17 protein-coding genes are annotated in these 18,727 nt (G+C 55.2%); 7 read left to right on the top strand and 10 right to left on the bottom strand.

Going from position 1 to position 18,727, the window contains the following annotated elements; all coding sequences use genetic code 11:
* Positions 1-45: 45 nt before the first annotated feature.
* The 3 genes from gorA to SAMA_RS18425 all read right to left on the bottom strand — a co-directional run bounded on the left by gorA (position 46) and on the right by SAMA_RS18425 (position 2,929).
* Positions 46-1,401, bottom strand: a complete 1,356-nt coding sequence (gorA, locus tag SAMA_RS18415) for a glutathione-disulfide reductase (protein ID WP_011761649.1) — start codon at positions 1,399-1,401, stop codon at positions 46-48.
* A 119-nt stretch (positions 1,402-1,520) separates the two neighbouring features.
* On the bottom strand, positions 1,521-2,126 hold the full coding sequence (locus tag SAMA_RS19250) for a hypothetical protein (protein WP_011761650.1): 606 nt from the start codon (positions 2,124-2,126) through the stop codon (positions 1,521-1,523).
* Positions 2,127-2,236: 110 nt separating this feature from the next.
* On the bottom strand, positions 2,237-2,929 hold the full coding sequence (locus tag SAMA_RS18425) for a hypothetical protein (RefSeq protein ID WP_011761651.1): 693 nt from the start codon (positions 2,927-2,929) through the stop codon (positions 2,237-2,239).
* A 303-nt stretch (positions 2,930-3,232) separates the two neighbouring features.
* Here SAMA_RS18425 and prlC point away from each other — a divergent pair, with 303 nt between their 5' ends.
* Both prlC and SAMA_RS18435 read left to right on the top strand, forming a co-directional pair.
* Positions 3,233-5,269 (top strand): oligopeptidase A, encoded by a 2,037-nt coding sequence (gene prlC, locus SAMA_RS18430; protein ID WP_011761652.1) that lies wholly within the window; start codon positions 3,233-3,235, stop codon positions 5,267-5,269.
* 139 nt (positions 5,270-5,408) lie between these two features.
* Positions 5,409-5,939 carry a thioesterase family protein gene (locus SAMA_RS18435; protein ID WP_041409965.1) on the top strand — a complete coding sequence of 177 codons (531 nt, stop codon included), beginning with the start codon at positions 5,409-5,411 and terminating at the stop codon, positions 5,937-5,939.
* Here SAMA_RS18435 and SAMA_RS18440 read toward each other — a convergent pair.
* Positions 5,936-6,589, bottom strand: a complete 654-nt coding sequence (locus tag SAMA_RS18440; protein ID WP_011761654.1) for a glutathione S-transferase family protein — start codon at positions 6,587-6,589, stop codon at positions 5,936-5,938. The two genes, SAMA_RS18435 and SAMA_RS18440, sit on opposite strands and share 4 nt — an antisense overlap.
* A gap of 46 nt (positions 6,590-6,635) precedes the next feature.
* Positions 6,636-7,535, bottom strand: a complete 900-nt coding sequence (locus SAMA_RS18445; protein ID WP_011761655.1) for a LysR family transcriptional regulator — start codon at positions 7,533-7,535, stop codon at positions 6,636-6,638.
* A gap of 115 nt (positions 7,536-7,650) precedes the next feature.
* Between SAMA_RS18445 and SAMA_RS18450 the strand changes: the two genes are divergently transcribed.
* Together SAMA_RS18450 and SAMA_RS18455 are read left to right on the top strand one after the other, a co-directional pair.
* Positions 7,651-8,505: an NAD(P)H-binding protein gene (locus tag SAMA_RS18450; RefSeq protein WP_011761656.1), complete on the top strand. Its 855-nt coding sequence runs from the start codon at positions 7,651-7,653 to the stop codon at positions 8,503-8,505.
* Between the two features lie 46 nt (positions 8,506-8,551).
* The gene (locus SAMA_RS18455) at positions 8,552-9,238 is read left to right on the top strand and encodes a DNA-3-methyladenine glycosylase I (protein WP_011761657.1); all 687 of its coding nucleotides are present in this window, start codon (positions 8,552-8,554) and stop codon (positions 9,236-9,238) included.
* Here the strand turns inward: SAMA_RS18455 and SAMA_RS18460 are convergent.
* Positions 9,235-9,969 carry a TorF family putative porin gene (locus SAMA_RS18460; RefSeq protein ID WP_011761658.1) on the bottom strand — a complete coding sequence of 245 codons (735 nt, stop codon included), beginning with the start codon at positions 9,967-9,969 and terminating at the stop codon, positions 9,235-9,237. The genes SAMA_RS18455 and SAMA_RS18460 overlap by 4 nt on opposite strands.
* 362 nt (positions 9,970-10,331) lie before the next feature.
* Between SAMA_RS18460 and SAMA_RS18465 the strand changes: the two genes are divergently transcribed.
* Entirely contained in the window at positions 10,332-11,468 is a 1,137-nt protein-coding gene (locus SAMA_RS18465) for an efflux RND transporter periplasmic adaptor subunit (RefSeq protein ID WP_011761659.1), read from the top strand.
* A 43-nt stretch (positions 11,469-11,511) separates the two neighbouring features.
* Positions 11,512-14,652: an efflux RND transporter permease subunit gene (locus SAMA_RS18470; protein WP_011761660.1), complete on the top strand. Its 3,141-nt coding sequence runs from the start codon at positions 11,512-11,514 to the stop codon at positions 14,650-14,652.
* Positions 14,653-14,739: 87 nt separating this feature from the next.
* Here SAMA_RS18470 and SAMA_RS18475 read toward each other — a convergent pair whose 3' ends face one another.
* The 4 genes from SAMA_RS18475 to SAMA_RS18485 form a co-directional block, all read right to left on the bottom strand.
* Entirely contained in the window at positions 14,740-15,036 is a 297-nt protein-coding gene (locus SAMA_RS18475) for a DUF6482 family protein (RefSeq protein WP_011761661.1), read from the bottom strand.
* A 102-nt stretch (positions 15,037-15,138) separates the two neighbouring features.
* Entirely contained in the window at positions 15,139-15,315 is a 177-nt protein-coding gene (locus SAMA_RS19655; protein ID WP_157608366.1) for a hypothetical protein, read from the bottom strand.
* 279 nt (positions 15,316-15,594) lie between these two features.
* Positions 15,595-16,593: a DUF3137 domain-containing protein gene (locus SAMA_RS18480; protein ID WP_011761662.1), complete on the bottom strand. Its 999-nt coding sequence runs from the start codon at positions 16,591-16,593 to the stop codon at positions 15,595-15,597.
* A gap of 53 nt (positions 16,594-16,646) precedes the next feature.
* Complete coding sequence (locus tag SAMA_RS18485; RefSeq protein ID WP_011761663.1) at positions 16,647-17,096, bottom strand: YaiI/YqxD family protein; 450 nt, start codon at positions 17,094-17,096, stop codon at positions 16,647-16,649.
* 264 nt (positions 17,097-17,360) lie between these two features.
* On the opposite strand from SAMA_RS18485, the gene SAMA_RS18490 reads away from it, so the two are divergent.
* Positions 17,361-18,713 (top strand): S8 family peptidase, encoded by a 1,353-nt coding sequence (locus SAMA_RS18490; protein WP_011761664.1) that lies wholly within the window; start codon positions 17,361-17,363, stop codon positions 18,711-18,713.
* Positions 18,714-18,727 lie beyond the last annotated feature (14 nt).

Genomic DNA, 18,727 nt, shown 5'->3' on the forward strand with positions numbered 1-18,727 from the left:
AACCATAAGACAGAAAAAAGCCGCTCATTGAGCGGCTTTTTAATTTCAGCGCATAGTAACAAACTCTTCGGCGCCGGTGGGATGGATAGCTACCACGGCATCGAAGTCGGCCTTGGTGGCCCCCATCTTGATTGCCACGCCAAAGCCCTGGAGGATTTCATCCATCCCAAAGCCAATACCGTGGATACCCACAACTTTTTCGTCCGGACCGGCGCACACCAGCTTCATTTTGCAGGGTTGGCGATGCGCGGTCACGGCGGTGTACATGGAGGTGAAGGTCGAGGTGTACACCTTCACCTGATCCTCGCCGTACTGCGCCTTGGCATCGGGCTCACTCAGACCCATGGTGCCTATGGGGGGGTGGCTGAATACCACGGTTGGCACCAGGCTGTAGTCCATTTTGGCATTGGGCTGGCCGCCAAAGAGGCGCTCAGACAGGAAACGTCCGGCTTTCACGGCCACTGGCGTAAGTTCAATACCGCCAGCCATGATATCGCCGACGCAGTAGATACCTTTGGCGCTGGTTTGCTGCCATTCATCCACTATGACGTAACCCTTGTCGTCCAGGGTTACATCTGTATTTTCCAGACCGATTTTATCGGTGGCAGGCTCACGGCCGATGGCCCAAATCAGGCAGTCCACGGTAATGGATTCGCCGTTTTCGAGCTGCAGCGTCAGACTGCCATCGGCATTTTTTTCCACCGCCTTGGGTACGGCATTGGTATGCAGAGTGGGGCCATTTTCGGCCATGGCATCTGTGAGCGCCTGACTCAGCATGGGGTCGAAGCTACGCAGCGGTGAGTGCTTACGCACACACAGGTGGGTTTCGCTGCCAAGGGCATGCAGCACACCGGCAATCTCCACTGCAATATAACCGGCGCCCACCACCACAACCCGCTTGGGCTGTTCGGACAGGGCAAAAAAGCCATTGGAGTCAATACCATGCTCTGCGCCCGGAATATTGGGGATGCTTGGGCGGCCACCGGTGGCAATCAGAATATGATCGGCCGTGTATTCTTCACCGTTTACTTCTATGGTGTTGTTATTCTTAAACTTACCATAGCCTTCCACCAGGGTAACGCCGTTGCTGGCGAAGCCACGGCCATAGGCGGCATGTACACGGTCAATATAGGCTTCACGGCTGGCTACCAGAGTGTTCCAGTCGAAGTTTTTCACATCCACATCAAAGCCATAGTCTTTGGCGTAAAGATGCATGGCCTCGGCAACCTGAGCACCGTACCACATCACTTTTTTCGGCACACAGCCAACGTTTACGCAGGTACCGCCGACATGCTTGGCTTCAATCAATAAAACCTTGGCGCCACGGATGGCGGCGCGATTGGCGGACGCAATACCGCCACTGCCTGCGCCCAGGCAGATGTAATCGTAGTGTTGGGCCATGTAACTCTCCGTTGTGAACGACCGGCAAAGGCTCAATTGTAGGGAGCTTTTTGCACCTAGACCAGAGCAAAGACCGGCCTGTGAGTCAGTTTGTCACAGGACTGGGGCTCACAGAGGGCTCAGCGGCGGTATTGGCAGCGCGAGTGGTCACCTTGCTTTGGGCCGTCGGCGCCGCACTTGAGGCAACGCCACTCTCCCATTCTCGCCTTCAGTTCATCCTGATGGTGGGCACCGCCGCCACTGGAAGCAAGTAAGTCTTCCAGCTGCGAAATCCGGGTATCCAGCCAGCGGCAGTTAGGATCGTTGGCAACCTTACCACGACCTTTGTCCGATGACGTTTTGGATACCTTGCTGCGTTTGTCTGTGGAAACCGGTTTATCCCTGCTACCTTCCCACTGCCAGTCACGGGATTCGGGCCCAAATTCCATGGCAGGCTTGACCTCTGTGGGTATGGCAAGCGGACGCCCTTCACTGTCGAGGGCCGTTTCTCTGCTCTGTTGGCGCGGCCTGAGCAAGCTTTGATTATTCAGCACCTGAGTGTCGGCAGCAGACTGACCCGGTACAGACTCTTCCGGCGCCGCTGGTGTGGCCTTGATAAGGGATTCATATTCGCTGGCGCCTTCGTCCACGACGTGGCGGGCAAGCAGGGTTGAAGGCGCGCCCACCCATAAGGTGACCAGCAGCCATGGCATAAACCAAAATGAAAGGCGGTTGAGAGGTGACATTCCCTGTCCTCCTGTTGGTGATGCAGGCGCTGACGTTTACCTGCGGCATCTGTCTGCAACCATGGGGCAATCCGGCCCCATCTGTGTTTCACAAGTGTAGTTCAGACCCTTTAAAACGCCCAGGCAAGGCGGACACCGGCAAAGGTTTCATCCCTTGCCTCATCGCCCATGTCGACCTCGATATCTTTTCCGGCAATGACCCGGCTGACATGGGCCGAAGCCGTCAGGTTGTCAGCAAATGCCCAGGCGGCTTCGAGGCCAAATTGCAGGTGATTGGCACCATTATGGGCTTCGGTAACATATTGAAAGTCGAACCCCTGAGTCAGGTAGGGACTCAGGGTGACTTGTTCCCCAAGATGCCAGTTGCTGTGCAGACTCAGCTCCACAAAATAGCCGCCCGCTTCGGTGTTGTAGGTGTAAGCAATGGATGGCACCAGGTAATCCCAGCGGGTCCAGGCAAGTTCGGCAAAGAGTTCATTGTCGCTGCAGCGCAGATCTCCATAGGCTTCTATGCGCTGTACGCCCACGATGGCCTCCAGCGTTTCGTGCAAATGCAGCTGGTATTCCACGCCAAAGTTCCACTCGGTAAAGTGCTCGCTGTCGGCACGCCCAACCAGCGCAAAGGCGCTGACATCGCCCACTGTGGCAGAAGCACCGGCCCAAGCTATTCCGCCTTGGGGCAGGTTATTGCGTCCTTCAGACACATATTTGCTGTCCCACCCCAGCTCCATGGCAAACTCAGGCGCTGCCGCCATTACCGGCAATGCCATAAAGGCGATTAGGGCAATCGCTGTGCGTTTCATACCACCCATCCTGAATCTGTTTTACTCTTGGGCGAATATTAATACTGGGCCAGCGCCAGTAAATGAGAATTGATAGCATTTGCGGAGCGGTCAACAAAGTTGACAATGTAAACTGCAAAAGGATGCAAAACCCGATACAGATCAATGAAAATCTGCCGCGTCCAATGCAGTCAACTGGCTGGTGGATTGCTTTACCTTGATAAATCCGGCGCCAGCCCTTATGTATGCTCCATGGCCCAGGCCGCAACTGCTTTGCAAAACCTGCTTTGCACGACACTATTTGCACGATAATAAGGGATCTCCATGACCAATCCACTGCTTGCGGCCAACGCGCTGCCCCCCTTTTCGGCCATCAAGCCAGAGCATATTCAGCCAGCGGTCGAGCAGGCCATAGACCACTGCCGGGCAGAAATTGCACGGGTACTGGAACGTGGTGATTTCAGCTGGCAGGGACTGGTTGCGCCCCTGGAGGAAGCTGACGATCGCCTCAGCAAACTTTGGTCACCGGTATCGCACATGAACTCAGTGCTCAGCACAGAAGCATGGCGCGCGGCCCACGACGCTTGCCTGCCGCTTCTGTCTGAGTATGGCACCTTTGTGGGCCAGCATCAGGGGCTGTATCAGGCCTATAAAACCCTTAAAAATTCTGATGAATTTCAAGGTCTGTCCAAGGCGCAGCAACAGGTGATTGACCATGCCCTGCGAGACTTTGAACTCTCGGGTATTGGCTTGGATGACGACAAAAAGGCCCGTTATGGCGAAATAGTCAAACGCCTGTCGGAACTGTCGAGCAGCTTCTCCAATCAGGTGTTGGATGCCACCCACGCCTGGCAGAAGCTCATCACCGATGAGTCCGAACTTAAGGGTCTGCCTGAATCGGCCCTTGCTGCAGCACGCGCCATGGCAGAAGAAAAAGGCGAGCAGGGGTATCTGTTCACCCTCGACTTCCCATCGTATTTGCCTGTGATGATGTACAGCGAAAACCGTGAACTGCGCCAGGAGTGCTACACCGCCTTCGTGACCCGCGCCTCGGATCAGGGCCCCAACGCCGGTGAATTTGACAATGGCCCCTTGATGGAAGAGTTGCTGGCGCTGCGCCACGAGCTGGCCACCCTGCTCGGTTTCGACAGCTTTGCCCACAAGTCGCTGGCCACCAAGATGGCCGAAACACCGGGCCAGGTTATCAGCTTCCTGAATGAGCTGGCCCTGCACTCTCGTCCACAGGCCAAACAGGAGCTGGATGAGCTCAAGGCCTTCGCCGCGAAAGAATATGGCCAAACCGACCTCAAGGCATGGGATTTAAGCTTTTACGCCGAAAAACTCAAACAGCACAGATACGAAATTTCCCAGGAAGAACTGCGCCCTTACTTTCCCGAAAACAAGGTACTGAGCGGCCTCTTCCACACGGTAGAGCGTCTCTTTGGCATGAAGATAGTCGAGCAGCAGGAATTTGACCGCTGGCATAAGGACGTGCGCTTCTTCCACATTATGGACAGCGAAGGCGAGCACAGAGGCAGCTTCTATCTGGATCTCTACGCCCGCAGCGGTAAACGCGGCGGCGCCTGGATGGACGAGTGCCGGGTTCGTCGTCAAACCCCCGATGGGCTGCAAAAACCCGTGGCTTACCTCACCTGTAACTTCAATGGTCCCGTGGGCAATAAACCAGCGCTCTTTACCCATGACGAAGTGGTTACCCTGTTCCATGAGTTTGGCCATGGCATCCACCATATGCTGACCAAGGTAGAGGTAGGCGGTGTATCCGGTATCAATGGTGTGCCCTGGGATGCCGTGGAGCTGCCAAGCCAGTTCCTCGAGAATTGGTGCTGGGAAGAAGCAGCCCTCGGCGAAATCTCCGGCCACTACGAAACCGGCGAGCCGCTGCCCAAGGCCATGCTGGACAAGATGTTGGCGGCCAAAAATTTCCAATCCGCCATGATGATGGTGCGCCAGCTGGAGTTTTCGCTGTTCGATTTCCGCCTGCACCTGGAATACAACGGCGAAGACGGTGCCCGCATTCAGGAAACTCTGGACGAAGTGCGTCAGCAGGTGGCCGTGGTGATCCCCCCCAGCTTTAATCGCTTCCAGCACAGCTTCTCCCATATTTTTGCCGGGGGATATGCCGCAGGTTACTACAGCTACAAGTGGGCCGAAGTACTGTCGGCCGATGCCTTCTCGCGGTTTGAAGCTGAAGGTATCTTTAATCCAGATACGGGGCGCGACTTCCTTACCCATATCCTTGAGATGGGTGGCAGCGAAGAGCCCATGGAACTGTTCCGCCGCTTCATGGGCCGGGAGCCCAATACAGATGCGCTACTGCGCCACAGCGGCATTCAGCACTGAGATTGATTTCATCTTAAAGGCGCTTCGGCGCCTTTTTTATTACTCCGACAGGAAGGCCTTGTGGCTACACTGACAGTTGCCCGCTGGTAGGACCTCTGTTAGCCTTTCTCTTTACGCAAAAACTCTAAACTACGAATCCATGAACCTGTATTTCAGACTTATCTGGTTGTTTTTATGGCGTGTTCGCCACTGCCGCTCCATTGGTTTTCTCGACACCAGCCTCATTGAGTATCGCGCCTTACCATCAGACTGCGACATCAATATGCACCTGACCAACAGTCGTTATCCGGCCTTTATGGACCTGGCCCGTACCTACATGCTGGCGGAAATGGGGCTGTTAAAGCGTTTTCTCAAGCTAAAATGGATGCCCATAGTCAACGCCGCGGAATTCACCTATATCCGCGACATCAAGCCACTGCAGAAATTTACCATCGAGAGCCGTGTAGTCGGGTGGGACGAAAAATATTTTTATATTGATCAGCGCTTTGTCAGCGAACGTGGACTGCACTGCATAGTGCATGTGCGCGGGGTTTTTGTGTGTAACCGCAAGCAGGTGCCCATCAGTGAACTGGTGCGTGAAGCGGGCTATGAAGGCGACGCACCTGAGTTGTCGCCCGAAGTGCAGAAATGGAAGGCTTTTTTGCAGCTCAAGAAAGAGCGTAACAGCTAAGGAATGAGTTTGAGTCCGCTAGTCTCTTCGGCGGCGGCGAGCTGTGCCTCCTCGGCCACCAGCTCCCAGGCGCCGCGGATTTTTGCCTGCTGGCGGTAACGGCAGAGGTTTTCCAACTCCAGCAGGGACAGAAGCTCAAACGCGGGTTCAAGACAGGGCACCAGGGCGCAGTCAGCCAGGGTAAAGCCATCCCCCACCAACCAATGGGAATTGGCCAGTTCATCATCAATGCTGGCCAATACCTGCAGCAAACGCTGTTTGACCTGTGCCATGGCCAGCTCATTGCGATGTTCAGGTGCCATGCTCAATTGCTGCTCCAGCAAAAACAGCTGATTGCTGATGTCGTTATCGATAATCCTGTCCCATAAACGCACCCTCAGGCAGTCGGCGCTGTCTTTTGGCAACAGGCGGGTTCCGCCGGGTATATGTTGATCCAGGTATTCGATGATGATGGTCGATTCGGGTAACAGGCTGCCATCAGAGCATTTAAGCAGTGGCAGCTTGCAGGGAGGGTAAATCTTGCTGAATGTCTGACGTTGTATGGGATCCCTGAGCTCAGTGACCCGGGGATAAAAGTTGACCTGCTTTTCATACAATCCAAGCAGAACTTTTTGGGAATATCGCGACAACGGGTGGTAAAAGAGCTCCATGGAATCCGGCTCCCAATCAAACGCCCTTTGTTTAATTTAGTTGGTTTTAGCGGGATTGGATCAACCGCTCCTTCAGAAAGTCGAGAAATACCCGCACTCTGGGGGGAGTATTCTCTTTATAGGGATGCAGGGCATACACGCCGCCTTCGCGTAAATGATAATCCGGCAAAAGCAGTTCCAAGGCCCCGGACGCCAAATGCTCGTTCACCAGATTATCGGGCAGTATTGCCACCCCCAGCCCCTGCAGCGCCATGGCAATCAGGCCATTGGTACTGTTGCAGCTGATAAATGGAGTGATCCTGACCCGAAACTCCTCACCCTGACCATTGTGCAACGTCCAGGTTTTCGGCAAATGGCCGGACGCATGCGCCAACCATTGATGATGCTGTAAGTTGTCGGGGTGCAAGGGCTTTCCATGAGCCGCCACATACTCGGGGCTGGCCACCAACTGCTCATCAAAACTGCCAAGCTTAATGGCCCTGAATTCTGAATCTTCCGGCCAACCTGCCTGTATGGCCACGTCAATTTGATGTTCGAGGAGGTTGAGCTTGCTGTCCTCCAGCATCAATGTCAGACGAATGTTGGGGTAACGGCGATGAAAGTCGCCGATAAGGGGCAGCAGGTTATGTTCTCCCAGACCAACCGGCGCCGTGACCCTGAGGCTACCGTGAAGATGCTCATCCGCCGGGCGGGTCACAGCCTCTGCCTGCCTTGCCAGCTGCAATAGTTCGCCGCAGTAATGAAAAAACTCCCGCCCATCTTCGGTCAGGCTGATACGCCTCGTGGTGCGGTGAAGCAGCTCGCAGCCCAACCGCTCTTCCAGCTTTTTCAGGTGCTGGCTCACCATGGAGCGGCTGATCCCCAACACTTCTGCGGCCATGGTCAGTGACCCTTGCTCTACAACCGAAGCAAACACCAGCATGCGGTACAATTGTGAAGCGTCCATGGGCGACCTTTTGTTAAGTTTGAATTACCAAAGATATAAGTAAATCACTCATTATCCGATTTCGCCACGGGAATAAACTGAGCACCTCATTCATACCAACCCTGAGGTACTCAAGATGATCCTGATACTCGGCGCCAGTGGTGAACTGGCCACCCTTACTGCCAATGCCCTGAACACTCTTGGCAATACCGAAATTGTACGACTGGGCAGCCGCTCACCGGACAAACTGGATGCGACACTTGGCCATGTTGTGTTTGCCGACTATGACCAGCCAGACTCTCTGGATGCAGCCATGGCGGGAGCAGACAAGGTACTGTTTATTTCCGGTAATACCCCCAATGATATCCGTCTGGGTCAACATCTGCGGGTTATCGCCGCCGCCAAAAAGGCCGGGGTTGCCCAGCTGGTATACACCAGTTTTCAATCACCCTCGCTGGACAGCGCCTTCAGTTTCGGCGCCAGTCATGCCGCCACCGAAGCGGCCATCAGCGCGGCAGCCATTCCCGCCACTGTGGTACGCAATGCCTTTTATGCCGAGCTGCAACTGATGGGCCTGAGCCACACACTGGAGACAGGCGTACTGACCCATGCCGCAGCAGAGGGCCGCTTTGCCCCCGTAAGCAAACAGGATTTGGCCGAGGCGCTGGCGCGAATATTGATGACCGATGGCCACACAGGCAAGATTTACGAACTGACCGGGCCTGAACTCCTGTCCTATGCGGACATCGCCGCCCTGATTGGACAGCTCAGTGGTAACGCCATCAGTACCCACCTCATTTCGGCCCAGGCCCAAGTCGATACGCTGCTGAATATGGGATTACCGGCATTTTTAGCCACGGCACTCGGCGGGGCCAGTCGGGCCATTGCCGCAGGGGAATATGATAAGCGCAGCGATGATTTAGCCCTGCTGCTTGGCCGCGCACCCACAAGTTTGGCCACTGTCATCAAAGGAGCGTTGAAGCCAAACTGAGTGTGCAAGTACACTGGCAAGGCCATTCACAGTTTCAGGGAAGTCCATGAAAATTGAATCCTTTGCCAGTATTTATCAGCGCGCCGCCGAGCGCAAAGGCGGCGCCGATGCGCTGGAAGCCCTGCTGCCTCAGTCTTTGTCTGCCGACGAATATCAGGAGTATTCCGACGACCGCCTGCTGTCGGCCATGAGCAAACAGATATTTCAGAGTGGCTTTGTGTGGAAGGTAGTAGATGCCAAGTGGCCAGCCTATGAAACAGCGTTCTTTGGTTTCGATCCGCTGAAAGTGCTGTTGATGTCACCGGAGCAGCTCACCGCTCGGGCCAGCGACCCTGGCCTTATCCGCCATGCCAAAAAGACCCAGGCCATTTACGACAATGCCCTGATGATAAAAGACATTGCTGCTGAACATGGCAGTTTCGCGCGCTATATCGCCCTCTGGCCCGGGGAAGAGATCACCTCGCTGTGGCAGGTGCTCAAAAAGCGTGGTGCGCGGCTTGGGGGCAATACAGGCCCTTACTTCCTGCGCGCCACAGGGAAAGACACCTTCTTGCTGACTTCAGATGTGGAAGCTTATCTGAGGGCAACAGGCCTGGTGGATGCCGGGATGGCCACCCAAAAGGGGCTGACCCAGGCTCAGGCCGCCTTTAACCACTGGCAGGCTGAATCGGGCCGGACGCTGGCACAAATCAGCCGCATTATTGCCTGTGGCGTGGGTGACAACCGGATTTAAAATGCCTTGCTGATCCCAACCACAAAGCGGTCGTCGAAAATCTCGGTTTGGGTACCGTAAACCTTGTGGTCTGTGTCTACCGTACTACCGTGGTATCTCAGATCCAGGGTATAACCTGCCCAGGATTTGGATACACCCAGGTTCCAGTGGCCCCAGCCCTCGGCGCCTTCGCCATCCAGGTCCTGATAACCCACAGAGCCTGACAGCTGAACACCGTTGTCAAAGGAATAGCTTGGGTGAATCGCATAGTTGACCCCTTGCCAGCCAGCTACGCCAAACCAGTCATCAAGGGTGGGGGTGACTTCCAGCTGCATATTCAGTTGGCCGAACTGTCTACCGACTTTCAACCACAGCTCGGTGTAATTGCTGTAAGACGCGCCGGGATAGAGGTAAGAAAACACCATCACATCATAGGTGAAACCTGATTCACCAAATTCACCGGCCTTGCCGATAAAAGGCCCTGTTACCACTTCCAGATTCGGATCGGCAAACTTGATATTGGAGCCAAAGAAGCCGGCATACCAACCCGCATCGTTGCTCCAGCTCAGGGTGCCCTGAATCGCGGGCACGTCGCCGTCCATGGTTTCGGACTCGCCACGGAACACGTAGTCGCTGGCGATGGTCAGCTTGCCACCCAGGGTGCCGCCGAATACTTTGGCTTCTTCTGCCATCACGCCACTGGAACACGCAATGGTGGCCAAGACCAACAGGGTTTTATTCAATTTCATCATCACTGCCTCTTAATGTGGGGTTTCCCGCTGAAGGCAATGATAAAGCGCGGTTATGAATGGCCTTGATGAGACGCGTGAACAGCTCGCGACAGTTTATGAAGAAATATGAATAACTGATGACACAGGTTATCGAGTACCTTTCTGGCCGCACCAAATGTTAATAAATCGCTAAATACATGCAAATAAAAGAGATTTTTGCATTCCTTTACACTTTTCAGCCATTAGCTGACTTGAGCTGCCGCCCCCTGTGTGAGATAACTGGCTGATCATAAATTCAGTATTAAAAATGGGCGATTTGTCTGGGTATCGAGCGCTTTTTATCCGCACAACCCCGTGAGCCCAGACATAAAAAGGAGATTTCAATGCGGCAAATGTTAAAAATTGCCTCGGCCATAGGCATGGTCTTGTGGGTCAGTGCCTGCCAGGAAGATGCTCAGCAAGCTGCCAACCAGCAGCAAATGCCTCCCATGGAAGTCGGCACAGTGCAGGTCACTGCAGCGCCTCAAAACATCATGGTTGAGCTGCCCGGTCGCAGCCGCGCTTTCCTCGAGGCCGAGGTTCGCCCTCAGGTTTCTGGCATCATCATGGAGCGTAACTTCGTTGAAGGTCGTGAAGTGAAAGAAGGTCAGTCACTCTACAAAATTGACGATGCCACCTATAAGGCCACCCTCGAAAGCGCCAAGGCCGACCTCGCCAGCGCACAGGCCTCATTGGCCAGTGCCAAAGCCCGCGCCGCCCGCTACGAAAAGTTGGTGAAAACCAATGCCATTTCCAAGCAGGACTTCGACGAAGCCGATGCCGCCTATAAGGAAGCACTCGCCCGGGTGAAAGTGGCCGAGGCCCAGCTGCATACCGCCAATATCAATCTGAACTACACCGAAGTGCAGGCCCCAATTTCAGGCCGCATCGGTAAATCGTCCGTCACGCCTGGTGCGTTGGTAACCGCCAATCAGGGACAGGTACTGGCCACTATTCAGCAGCTGGACCCCATCAATGTGGACATCACCCAATCCAGCGCCCAACTGCTGGCCCTCAAGGCCAAGCTGCGAGCCGGTAAGCTGCAGGCGGCCGACAACGCCGAAGTGCAGCTGGTACTGGAAGATGGCACAACTTACGAGCACAAGGGCAAGCTGCAATTTGCCGAAGTGAGCGTGGATGAAAACACGGGTTCTGTGATTCTGCGGGCCGAGTTCCCCAACCCAGACAACGTGTTGCTGCCGGGTATGTATGTACGCGCCATGCTGAACACCGGGGTAGATCCCAACGCCATTCTGGTGCCGCAAAAGGCCATTACCCGCAATACCCGTGGTGAAGCCGTGGCCATGGTGGTGAACGCCGAAAGCAAGGTTGAAGCCCGCACCGTGACCACTGCCGAGGTTATCAACCACCAGTGGCGTATTACTTCGGGGCTGAATGCAGGCGATAAATTGATTGTAGAAGGGCTGCAGAAAATACGCCCAGGTGCACCGGTCACTGCCACAGCGGCGCAGGCCAAGTAATTGGCAAAGGACCCCAGGAACCCGCGAAATTCAGGATTAAGCTATGGCACGTTTTTTTATTGATCGACCCATTTTTGCATGGGTGATCGCGATTTTGGTGATGCTGGCAGGGGTATTGGCTATCAAAAGCCTGCCCGTGTCCCAGTACCCGAACATCGCACCACCCACCGTGGTGATCTCCGCCAACTACCCAGGCGCCTCCGCCAAGACGCTGGAAGACTCGGTCACCCAGGTGATAGAGCAGCGCATGACGGGCTTGGACAACCTGCGTTATATCAACTCCACCAGTGACGGTTTCGGTAATGCCGAAATCACCCTGACCTTTAATGCCGAGGCCGATGCAGACATCGCCCAGGTACAGGTTCAGAACAAGCTGCAATCGGCCATGCCACTGCTGCCACAGGAAGTACAGGCGCAGGGTGTCAGGGTGAACAAGTCCACCTCGGGCTTTTTGATGGTACTGGGTTTTGTGTCGGAAGACGGCAGTCTGACCAAAAATGACATCGCCGACTATGTGGGCTCCAACGTCCAGGACCCCTTAAGCCGGGTTGCCGGTGTGGGTGAAATTACCCTCTTCGGTGCACCTTATGCCATGCGAATATGGCTAGACCCTCTGAAACTGACCCAATATAGCCTCACCACACAGGACGTGATTGCCGCGATTCGCGAGCAAAACGCCCAGGTGTCTGCAGGTCAGCTTGGTGGTGCGCCTGCGGTACTCGGCCAGGAGCTGAACGCCACAGTATCCGCCCAGAGCCGTTTGGAAACCCCGGAGCAGTTCCGCAAGATTATTCTCAAGTCCGATACCAATGGCGCCAAGGTGTTCCTCGGCGACGTAGCCCGGGTTGAGCTCGGCGCCGAAAGCTATGTGGTGGAGTCGTTCTACAACGGCCGTCCGGCCGCGGGTCTTGCCATCAGCCTGGCAACGGGAGCCAACGCCCTGGATACCGCGACCCGGGTGCGGGAAAAAATCGCCGAAATGAAGCCCTTCTTTCCGGCGGGCCTCGATGTGGTTTATCCCTACGACACCACCCCCTTCGTTAAGCAATCCATCGAAGGCGTAGTGCATACTCTGTTGGAAGCCGTGGTACTGGTATTTGTGATCATGTACCTGTTCCTGCAGAACTTTCGCGCAACTCTTATCCCGACGATTGCCGTACCTGTGGTACTGCTGGGCACCTTCGCCATTCTGTCGGCCTTTGGTTTCTCCATTAATACCCTGACCATGTTCGCCATGGTACTGGCCATCGGCCTCTTGGTTGACGATGCCATCGTGGTAGTGGAAAACGTTGAACGTGTGATGCAGGAAGAAGGCCTGGGGCCGGTTGAAGCGACCCGCAAGTCGATGGACCAAATCACCGGCGCCTTGGTGGGTATTGGTTTGACCCTGTCGGCGGTATTCGTGCCCATGGCCTTTATGTCGGGTTCTACCGGGGTGATTTACCGTCAGTTCTCTATCACTATCGTGTCGGCCATGGCGCTGTCGGTACTGGTGGCCCTGATCCTGACGCCCGCCCTGTGTGCCACCATGCTCAAGCCACTCAAGCCCGGCCATTCCCATGGTCAGCATGGCTTCTTTGGCTGGTTTAACCGCAGTTTTGAAAAGATGACCTCGCGCTACGAAGGCAGCGTGGCCGCTATTCTCAAGCGCTCCGCCAGGGTGATGGCGATATATCTGGCATTGGTGGTCGCAACCGGCTGGATCTTTATGCGCATGCCCACCGCCTTCTTGCCCGATGAGGATCAGGGCATCCTCTTTGCCCAGGTGATCCTGCCGACCAACTCCAGCCAGGAGTCCACGGTGAAGGTGCTGGAAAAGATGGACAAGTTCTTCCGCGAAGATGAAAAGGACAACGTGAACTCTGTGTTCTCGGTGGCCGGCTTCTCCTTTGCGGGCATGGGTCAGAACATGGGTATTGCCTTCGTTGGCATGAAAGACTGGGCCGTGCGTGAAGGCGAGGGTCAGGATGTGTTCTCTTTGCAGGGCCGAGCCATGATGGCCTTCTCCCAGATTAAAGAAGCCTTCGTGTTTGCCTTTGCGCCACCGGCAGTTATTGAACTCGGTACCGCCAACGGTTTCGACTTCTACCTGCAGGACAAAAATGGCCAGGGTCACGCCAAGCTGCTGGAGGCCCGTAACCAGCTGCTGGGCATGGCGGCACAAAATCCCAACCTGGTGGGTGTGCGCCCCAATGGTCAGGAAGATGCGCCCATGTACCAGCTGGATATAGACCATGCCAAGCTGCGCGCTCTGGGTGTGGATATCTCCTCGGTGAACAGTGCCATAGCTACCGCCTGGGGCGGCAGCTATGTGAATGACTTTATCGACCGTGGACGGGTGAAGAAGGTGTACGTACAGGGCGATGCCGAGTACCGTATGCAGCCTGAAGACCTGAACACCTGGTATGTACGTAACGCCAACGGAGAAATGGTGCCCTTCTCGGCTTTCGCCACTGGCCGCTGGGACTTTGGCTCACCCCGTCTGGAACGCTTCAACGGCCTGCCCGCCATGAACATCCAGGGTGCCACTGCCCCGGGCTACAGTACCGGTGATGCCATGAAGGACATCGAAAAGATTGTTGAGCAGTTACCACCGGGCTTTGGCGTCGAGTGGAATGGCCTGTCCTATGAAGAGCGACTCTCGGGCAACCAGGCTCCGGCCCTCTATGCCCTGTCGATTCTGGTCGTGTTCCTGGTACTCGCGGCCCTCTACGAGAGCTGGTCAGTGCCCTTTGCCGTTGTGCTGGTTGTGCCGCTGGGGATCATCGGAGCCCTGCTGGCCATGAATGGCCGCGGCCTGTCCAACGACGTGTTCTTCCAGGTGGGCCTCTTGACCACTGTGGGTCTGGCCACCAAGAACGCCATTCTTATCGTGGAATTCGCCAAGGAATACTATGAGAAGGGTGCCGGTCTGATTGAGGCCACCCTGCACGCAGTTAGAGTGCGTTTGCGCCCGATTCTGATGACCTCACTGGCCTTTGGTCTGGGGGTTGTGCCGCTGGCTATTTCTACCGGTGTGGGTTCCGGTGCCCAGAACGCCATAGGTACCGGTGTACTCGGCGGTATGATGAGCTCGACCTTCCTCGGAATCTTCTTCGTGCCGCTGTTCTTCGTGATTGTTGAGCGTATTTTCAGCAAGCGCGAGAAACAGGCCCAAACCGGCGCAGGGGCTGGCAAACACTGAGTCAGCTACCCCATCGAATAAGATGAAGCAAAAAGCCCCGCACTGCGGGGCTTTTTATTAAGGCTGGGGTTATAAGCCTGGTTACTCTCACGCGACGCGCAGGGGAATTTCCATGGCATTGTCACCGTGTCGCACCGCCTGCCCCACCATTTCATCATAGGCACTCTCCTGGCGCAGCACTGTCTCGCGAACCGACAACCCCTCAAGCAAGGCCTGCATCTGGCACAGATTCAAACTCCTGAGCATGCGATCCTCTTCATCGGTGACATACAGTTCGGCGCCCTCTATCACCACAGACAGCTGGTAAAGGGACATGTCCAGTGAGTGAATGCAGGCCTTATCGATGCAAGGCAGAACTTTCAGGCTTGAGTAGCGAATAGTCATGGCAAGGCTCCTTGGCTTGGGTTGCCACAATGGATACGCCGCCAGCGACTGAATGGATTAAAAAATAAACCCCGCTTTTGGCGGGGTCTTAAAAGGCTCGGCTCAGAGGGCTGATACGGCTTTTCTTGGATTGGCTGCCTTGCCCGGCATCACAGAACGATTCTTGTGGCCGGACACTGCCTCGGCTTGCTGCACTTGTGGAGTGGCAACCTGCTCGCTGCCGGTGGTGGCACAGCCGCTGGCAAAAATAACAAGGAGCGCTGCAAAAGCGTACTTCATGGGTGTCCTCGAAATGAAATCTGACATTCTTATTTGAGCCCGTGGGCGTTGCTGGCTTTACGGCTTCCGACGGCCAACTTCTCAGGCGCGGCGAGCTGTTCAAAGCCCCCGGCGAGCTGCCGGGCGGGCGCAATTTACAGGGCATCCGTTCAAATGTCGAGCGAAAACCACCATCAATTGTTCATATCTCATGCAGCAAAGGAATAGTTAACACAAACAGTACGTTATATTGTTTTTTGTACATCAAATAAGTCATTGAAACTGGGCATTTTGCCCGAGTTACAGCCCCGTATGGCGCGCAATCGCCAGCTCGTCGGCAATCCCAAAAATAAAGCCGAGATCGGCAAAGATCTCTTCAATGGGCTCTTTAAAATCGATGGGCTTTTCATGGTCCTGGAAGTGGGTAAAGAAATCCCGCGAGGTAGGCAGACGGATAAGCAGCTTGTTGTCTTTGAAGCAGGCCTCCAGCCCCTGGCCAAAGTGGCTGTCGAGCTCAATAAAGCGCTCCATCATGCCGGGGTTCAGCAGATAACGGGCCTCTACCTGATCCGATGCAAATACCTCAAAACTCGCCTCAAAGCGGGGATCTTCGAGCTTCACCCTGTCGAGCCCCCGCTGTCCCAAGTGGAGCCAGAAGCCACCATCGCGCACTACCCGGGTGGTGGCCTTGAAGGCTTTTTTCAGGGAGAAAGCCAGCAACACACCTTTGAATTTCAGCTCGTACTTATCGTCGTTTTTCTTTTCGTAAAAACCCACATTGAAAAACTCGAACGGTACCCCGTGGTGGCTTCCCTTCAGGTGGCTGAAGCAGCTCGACTTATCGTGTTTCGGGAAGATGCCGTAATCTTCATAGGCTCGGTGCCGCCCGGCCACCTCATTGCCCCACTTGATAACAAAGTCCTCGCCAAAATACGCCAGCACCCGGGGATAAAGCTTGTCGATGCCTTCATCCATAAAGCTGGACAGTTCATTGCCTGCCCACCAGGCCAGTGCGGCCATGCCAAGCATACTGACAAAGGCCAGACCAAACCCGATGAAAATCCACTGTGTTGGCAGAACGCCAAAAAAGCCCAGCGCACTACTGCCAAATGAAAGCAAAATCATCGGCCAGATCAACCGGGTAAATGGGCGGATTTCAGCCATCCGAGCCTGCTGACGGGCCACAATGGGCCCGCGCCTTGCCTCCAACTTTTTACACAACGGCCAGATAAATTGCTGATAGTGCTTGGCAAACGGCTTTCGATGTTCGAATGGAATATTAAAGTCTGAGGTGGCCATCTGACTCCCTGATGGTCTGAGATTAAAAAACGCCCACTCCCGGGCGGTGGATGTTACTTGGGTAACCTGGCGAGCCAGCGATCCAACTGGTTGGCAAAGGCCTGGCGGTCGGCCTGTGACAGGGGGGCAGGGCCACCACTCTGGATCCCGCTGGCACGCAGGGTTTCCATAAAGTCACGCATATTCAGCCGGGCCTTAACGTTCTCTGCAGTGTACAACTCACCACGGGGATTGAGGGCCAGCGCCCCCTTGGCAATCACTTCATCCGCCAGCGGAATATCGGCGGTGATCACCAGTTCACCTTTACTGACGCGTTTGACGATTTCGTTATCGGCCACATCGAAACCCGACTCGACCCGAATCGACTTGATAAAAGGAGATGGCGGCACACGTACACTCTGGTTTGCCACCAGAGTCACTGTGATTTGTCGCCGCTCGGCGGCACGAAAAAGCACCTCTTTAATCACCGATGGACAGGCATCGGCATCGACCCAAATTTGCACAGAGACTCCGCAAACACAGACTGTATATGGCACGACTCACTTTCGCGGCCGCAGTTGTCGCAACCCCTTGGGCTACAGGGCAAATTATGCCAGAGCCGGGGGCAGGGGTACACGGGTAACGATGGTTAATAAATTGTTATAAAACCGTACACTTTTTCGCCCAATGCTTGTATGTTCAGATCTCCGGTCAAAAAAGCCGGGCACGTAAATCACGTGAATAAGAAGTATAAAACCCTGATAACAATACTCTTTAGGAGATTAAGCATGCAGATTAAGACTCGCGTTTCTCTTGCCGTTGCCATTGCGCTGGCCAGCGCCGGCTCCCTGGCTGCCGACAATCACAAAGCAATGCAAGGGCTCAAAAATGGTCGCGCCCACGTTGCCGATGAGCTGATTGTCCAATACCGCGCCGACTCCAACGACAGCCAAAAAGAACGCGTCCTGTCCCGAGTTCAGGCTAACCACATCGAAACCCTCGGCAAAAATCAGCGTGGTGAACTTCACCTCGTCAGCCTGCCCGTTGGCAAGGACATGGCAGCAGCCATGCGCGAACTTGCCGCGGATCCCAACGTGGAATTTGTTGAACCCAACTGGATTTACCAACATGCCGATGCGGCCAATGACACCTACTACACCAATGGCTCGCTCTGGGGCATGTACGGTGACGCCACCAACCCCGCCAATGGCTGGGGCTCACATGCGGGTGAGCAATGGAATACCGGTAACACAGATTGCAGCGATGTGGTCGTTGGGATCATCGACGAAGGCTACATGTACGAACACGAAGATCTGGCAGACAACGCGTTTCAAAACCCCGGCGAAATCCCTGGGGACGGCATAGACAACGATGGCAATGGCTATGTTGATGACGTTTATGGCTGGGACTTTGACAGCAACGACAACTCTGTCTTCGACGGCACCATAGACGATCACGGCACCCACGTAGCCGGCACCATAGGCGCTGTCGGTGGTAATGGCAAAGGCGTGGCGGGGGTTTGCTGGAACGTGAAGCTGATGAGCGGCAAGTTCCTCGGTCGCCGCGGCGGCACCACGGCCAACGCCGTTAAGGCGGTGGACTACTTCACCGATATGAAACAGCGTCATGGGCTTAATCTGGTTGCCACCAGCAACAGCTGGGGCGGCGGTGGATATTCTCAGGCGTTGGAAGATGCCATTGGCCGTGCCAATGATGCAGGTATCCTCTTCATCGCCGCTGCCGGTAACGACAGCTACAACTGCGACTCGGGCTCCAACTGCTATCCGGCTGAATACCCAAATGACAACATCATTGCTGTGGCCTCCATCACCAGCAGCGGTGCCATGAGCTCCTTCTCCAGCTATGGTGCTACCACTGTGGATATCTGTGCCCCGGGCTCAGGCATTTACTCAACCGTGCCCAAGAGCAGCAAGGGCCAGGTGATTTCGGGCTACGCCAGCTACAACGGTACCTCCATGGCCACGCCTCACGTATCAGGCGCTGCCGCTCTCTACAAAGCCCTGCACCCCGGTGCCAGCCACATGGACGTGAAGGACGCATTGCTAGGCAGTGCGACTCCCACCGGTTCCTGCCAGGGTAAAGTCTCGAGCAATGGTCGCCTCGATGTCAGCAGCTTTTAATCGCTGACGGCGCC

The sequence above is a fragment of the Shewanella amazonensis SB2B genome, assembly GCF_000015245.1.
GTDB classification, from domain to species: Bacteria; Pseudomonadota; Gammaproteobacteria; order Enterobacterales; family Shewanellaceae; genus Shewanella; species Shewanella amazonensis.

What these genes read in the sequence shown, in the direction of transcription:
- gorA (WP_011761649.1), bottom strand. Translation starts at nt 1,401, where the DNA reads ATGGCCCAACACTACGATTACATCTGCCTGGGCGCAGGCAGTGGCGGT.
- SAMA_RS19250 (WP_011761650.1), bottom strand. Translation starts at nt 2,126, where the DNA reads ATGTCACCTCTCAACCGCCTTTCATTTTGGTTTATGCCATGGCTGCTG.
- SAMA_RS18425 (WP_011761651.1), bottom strand. Translation starts at nt 2,929, where the DNA reads ATGAAACGCACAGCGATTGCCCTAATCGCCTTTATGGCATTGCCGGTA.
- prlC (WP_011761652.1), top strand. Translation starts at nt 3,233, where the DNA reads ATGACCAATCCACTGCTTGCGGCCAACGCGCTGCCCCCCTTTTCGGCC.
- SAMA_RS18435 (WP_041409965.1), top strand. Translation starts at nt 5,409, where the DNA reads ATGAACCTGTATTTCAGACTTATCTGGTTGTTTTTATGGCGTGTTCGC.
- SAMA_RS18440 (WP_011761654.1), bottom strand. Translation starts at nt 6,589, where the DNA reads ATGGAGCTCTTTTACCACCCGTTGTCGCGATATTCCCAAAAAGTTCTG.
- SAMA_RS18445 (WP_011761655.1), bottom strand. Translation starts at nt 7,535, where the DNA reads ATGGACGCTTCACAATTGTACCGCATGCTGGTGTTTGCTTCGGTTGTA.
- SAMA_RS18450 (WP_011761656.1), top strand. Translation starts at nt 7,651, where the DNA reads ATGATCCTGATACTCGGCGCCAGTGGTGAACTGGCCACCCTTACTGCC.
- SAMA_RS18455 (WP_011761657.1), top strand. Translation starts at nt 8,552, where the DNA reads ATGAAAATTGAATCCTTTGCCAGTATTTATCAGCGCGCCGCCGAGCGC.
- SAMA_RS18460 (WP_011761658.1), bottom strand. Translation starts at nt 9,969, where the DNA reads ATGATGAAATTGAATAAAACCCTGTTGGTCTTGGCCACCATTGCGTGT.
- SAMA_RS18465 (WP_011761659.1), top strand. Translation starts at nt 10,332, where the DNA reads ATGCGGCAAATGTTAAAAATTGCCTCGGCCATAGGCATGGTCTTGTGG.
- SAMA_RS18470 (WP_011761660.1), top strand. Translation starts at nt 11,512, where the DNA reads ATGGCACGTTTTTTTATTGATCGACCCATTTTTGCATGGGTGATCGCG.
- SAMA_RS18475 (WP_011761661.1), bottom strand. Translation starts at nt 15,036, where the DNA reads ATGACTATTCGCTACTCAAGCCTGAAAGTTCTGCCTTGCATCGATAAG.
- SAMA_RS19655 (WP_157608366.1), bottom strand. Translation starts at nt 15,315, where the DNA reads ATGAAGTACGCTTTTGCAGCGCTCCTTGTTATTTTTGCCAGCGGCTGT.
- SAMA_RS18480 (WP_011761662.1), bottom strand. Translation starts at nt 16,593, where the DNA reads ATGGCCACCTCAGACTTTAATATTCCATTCGAACATCGAAAGCCGTTT.
- SAMA_RS18490 (WP_011761664.1), top strand. Translation starts at nt 17,361, where the DNA reads ATGCAGATTAAGACTCGCGTTTCTCTTGCCGTTGCCATTGCGCTGGCC.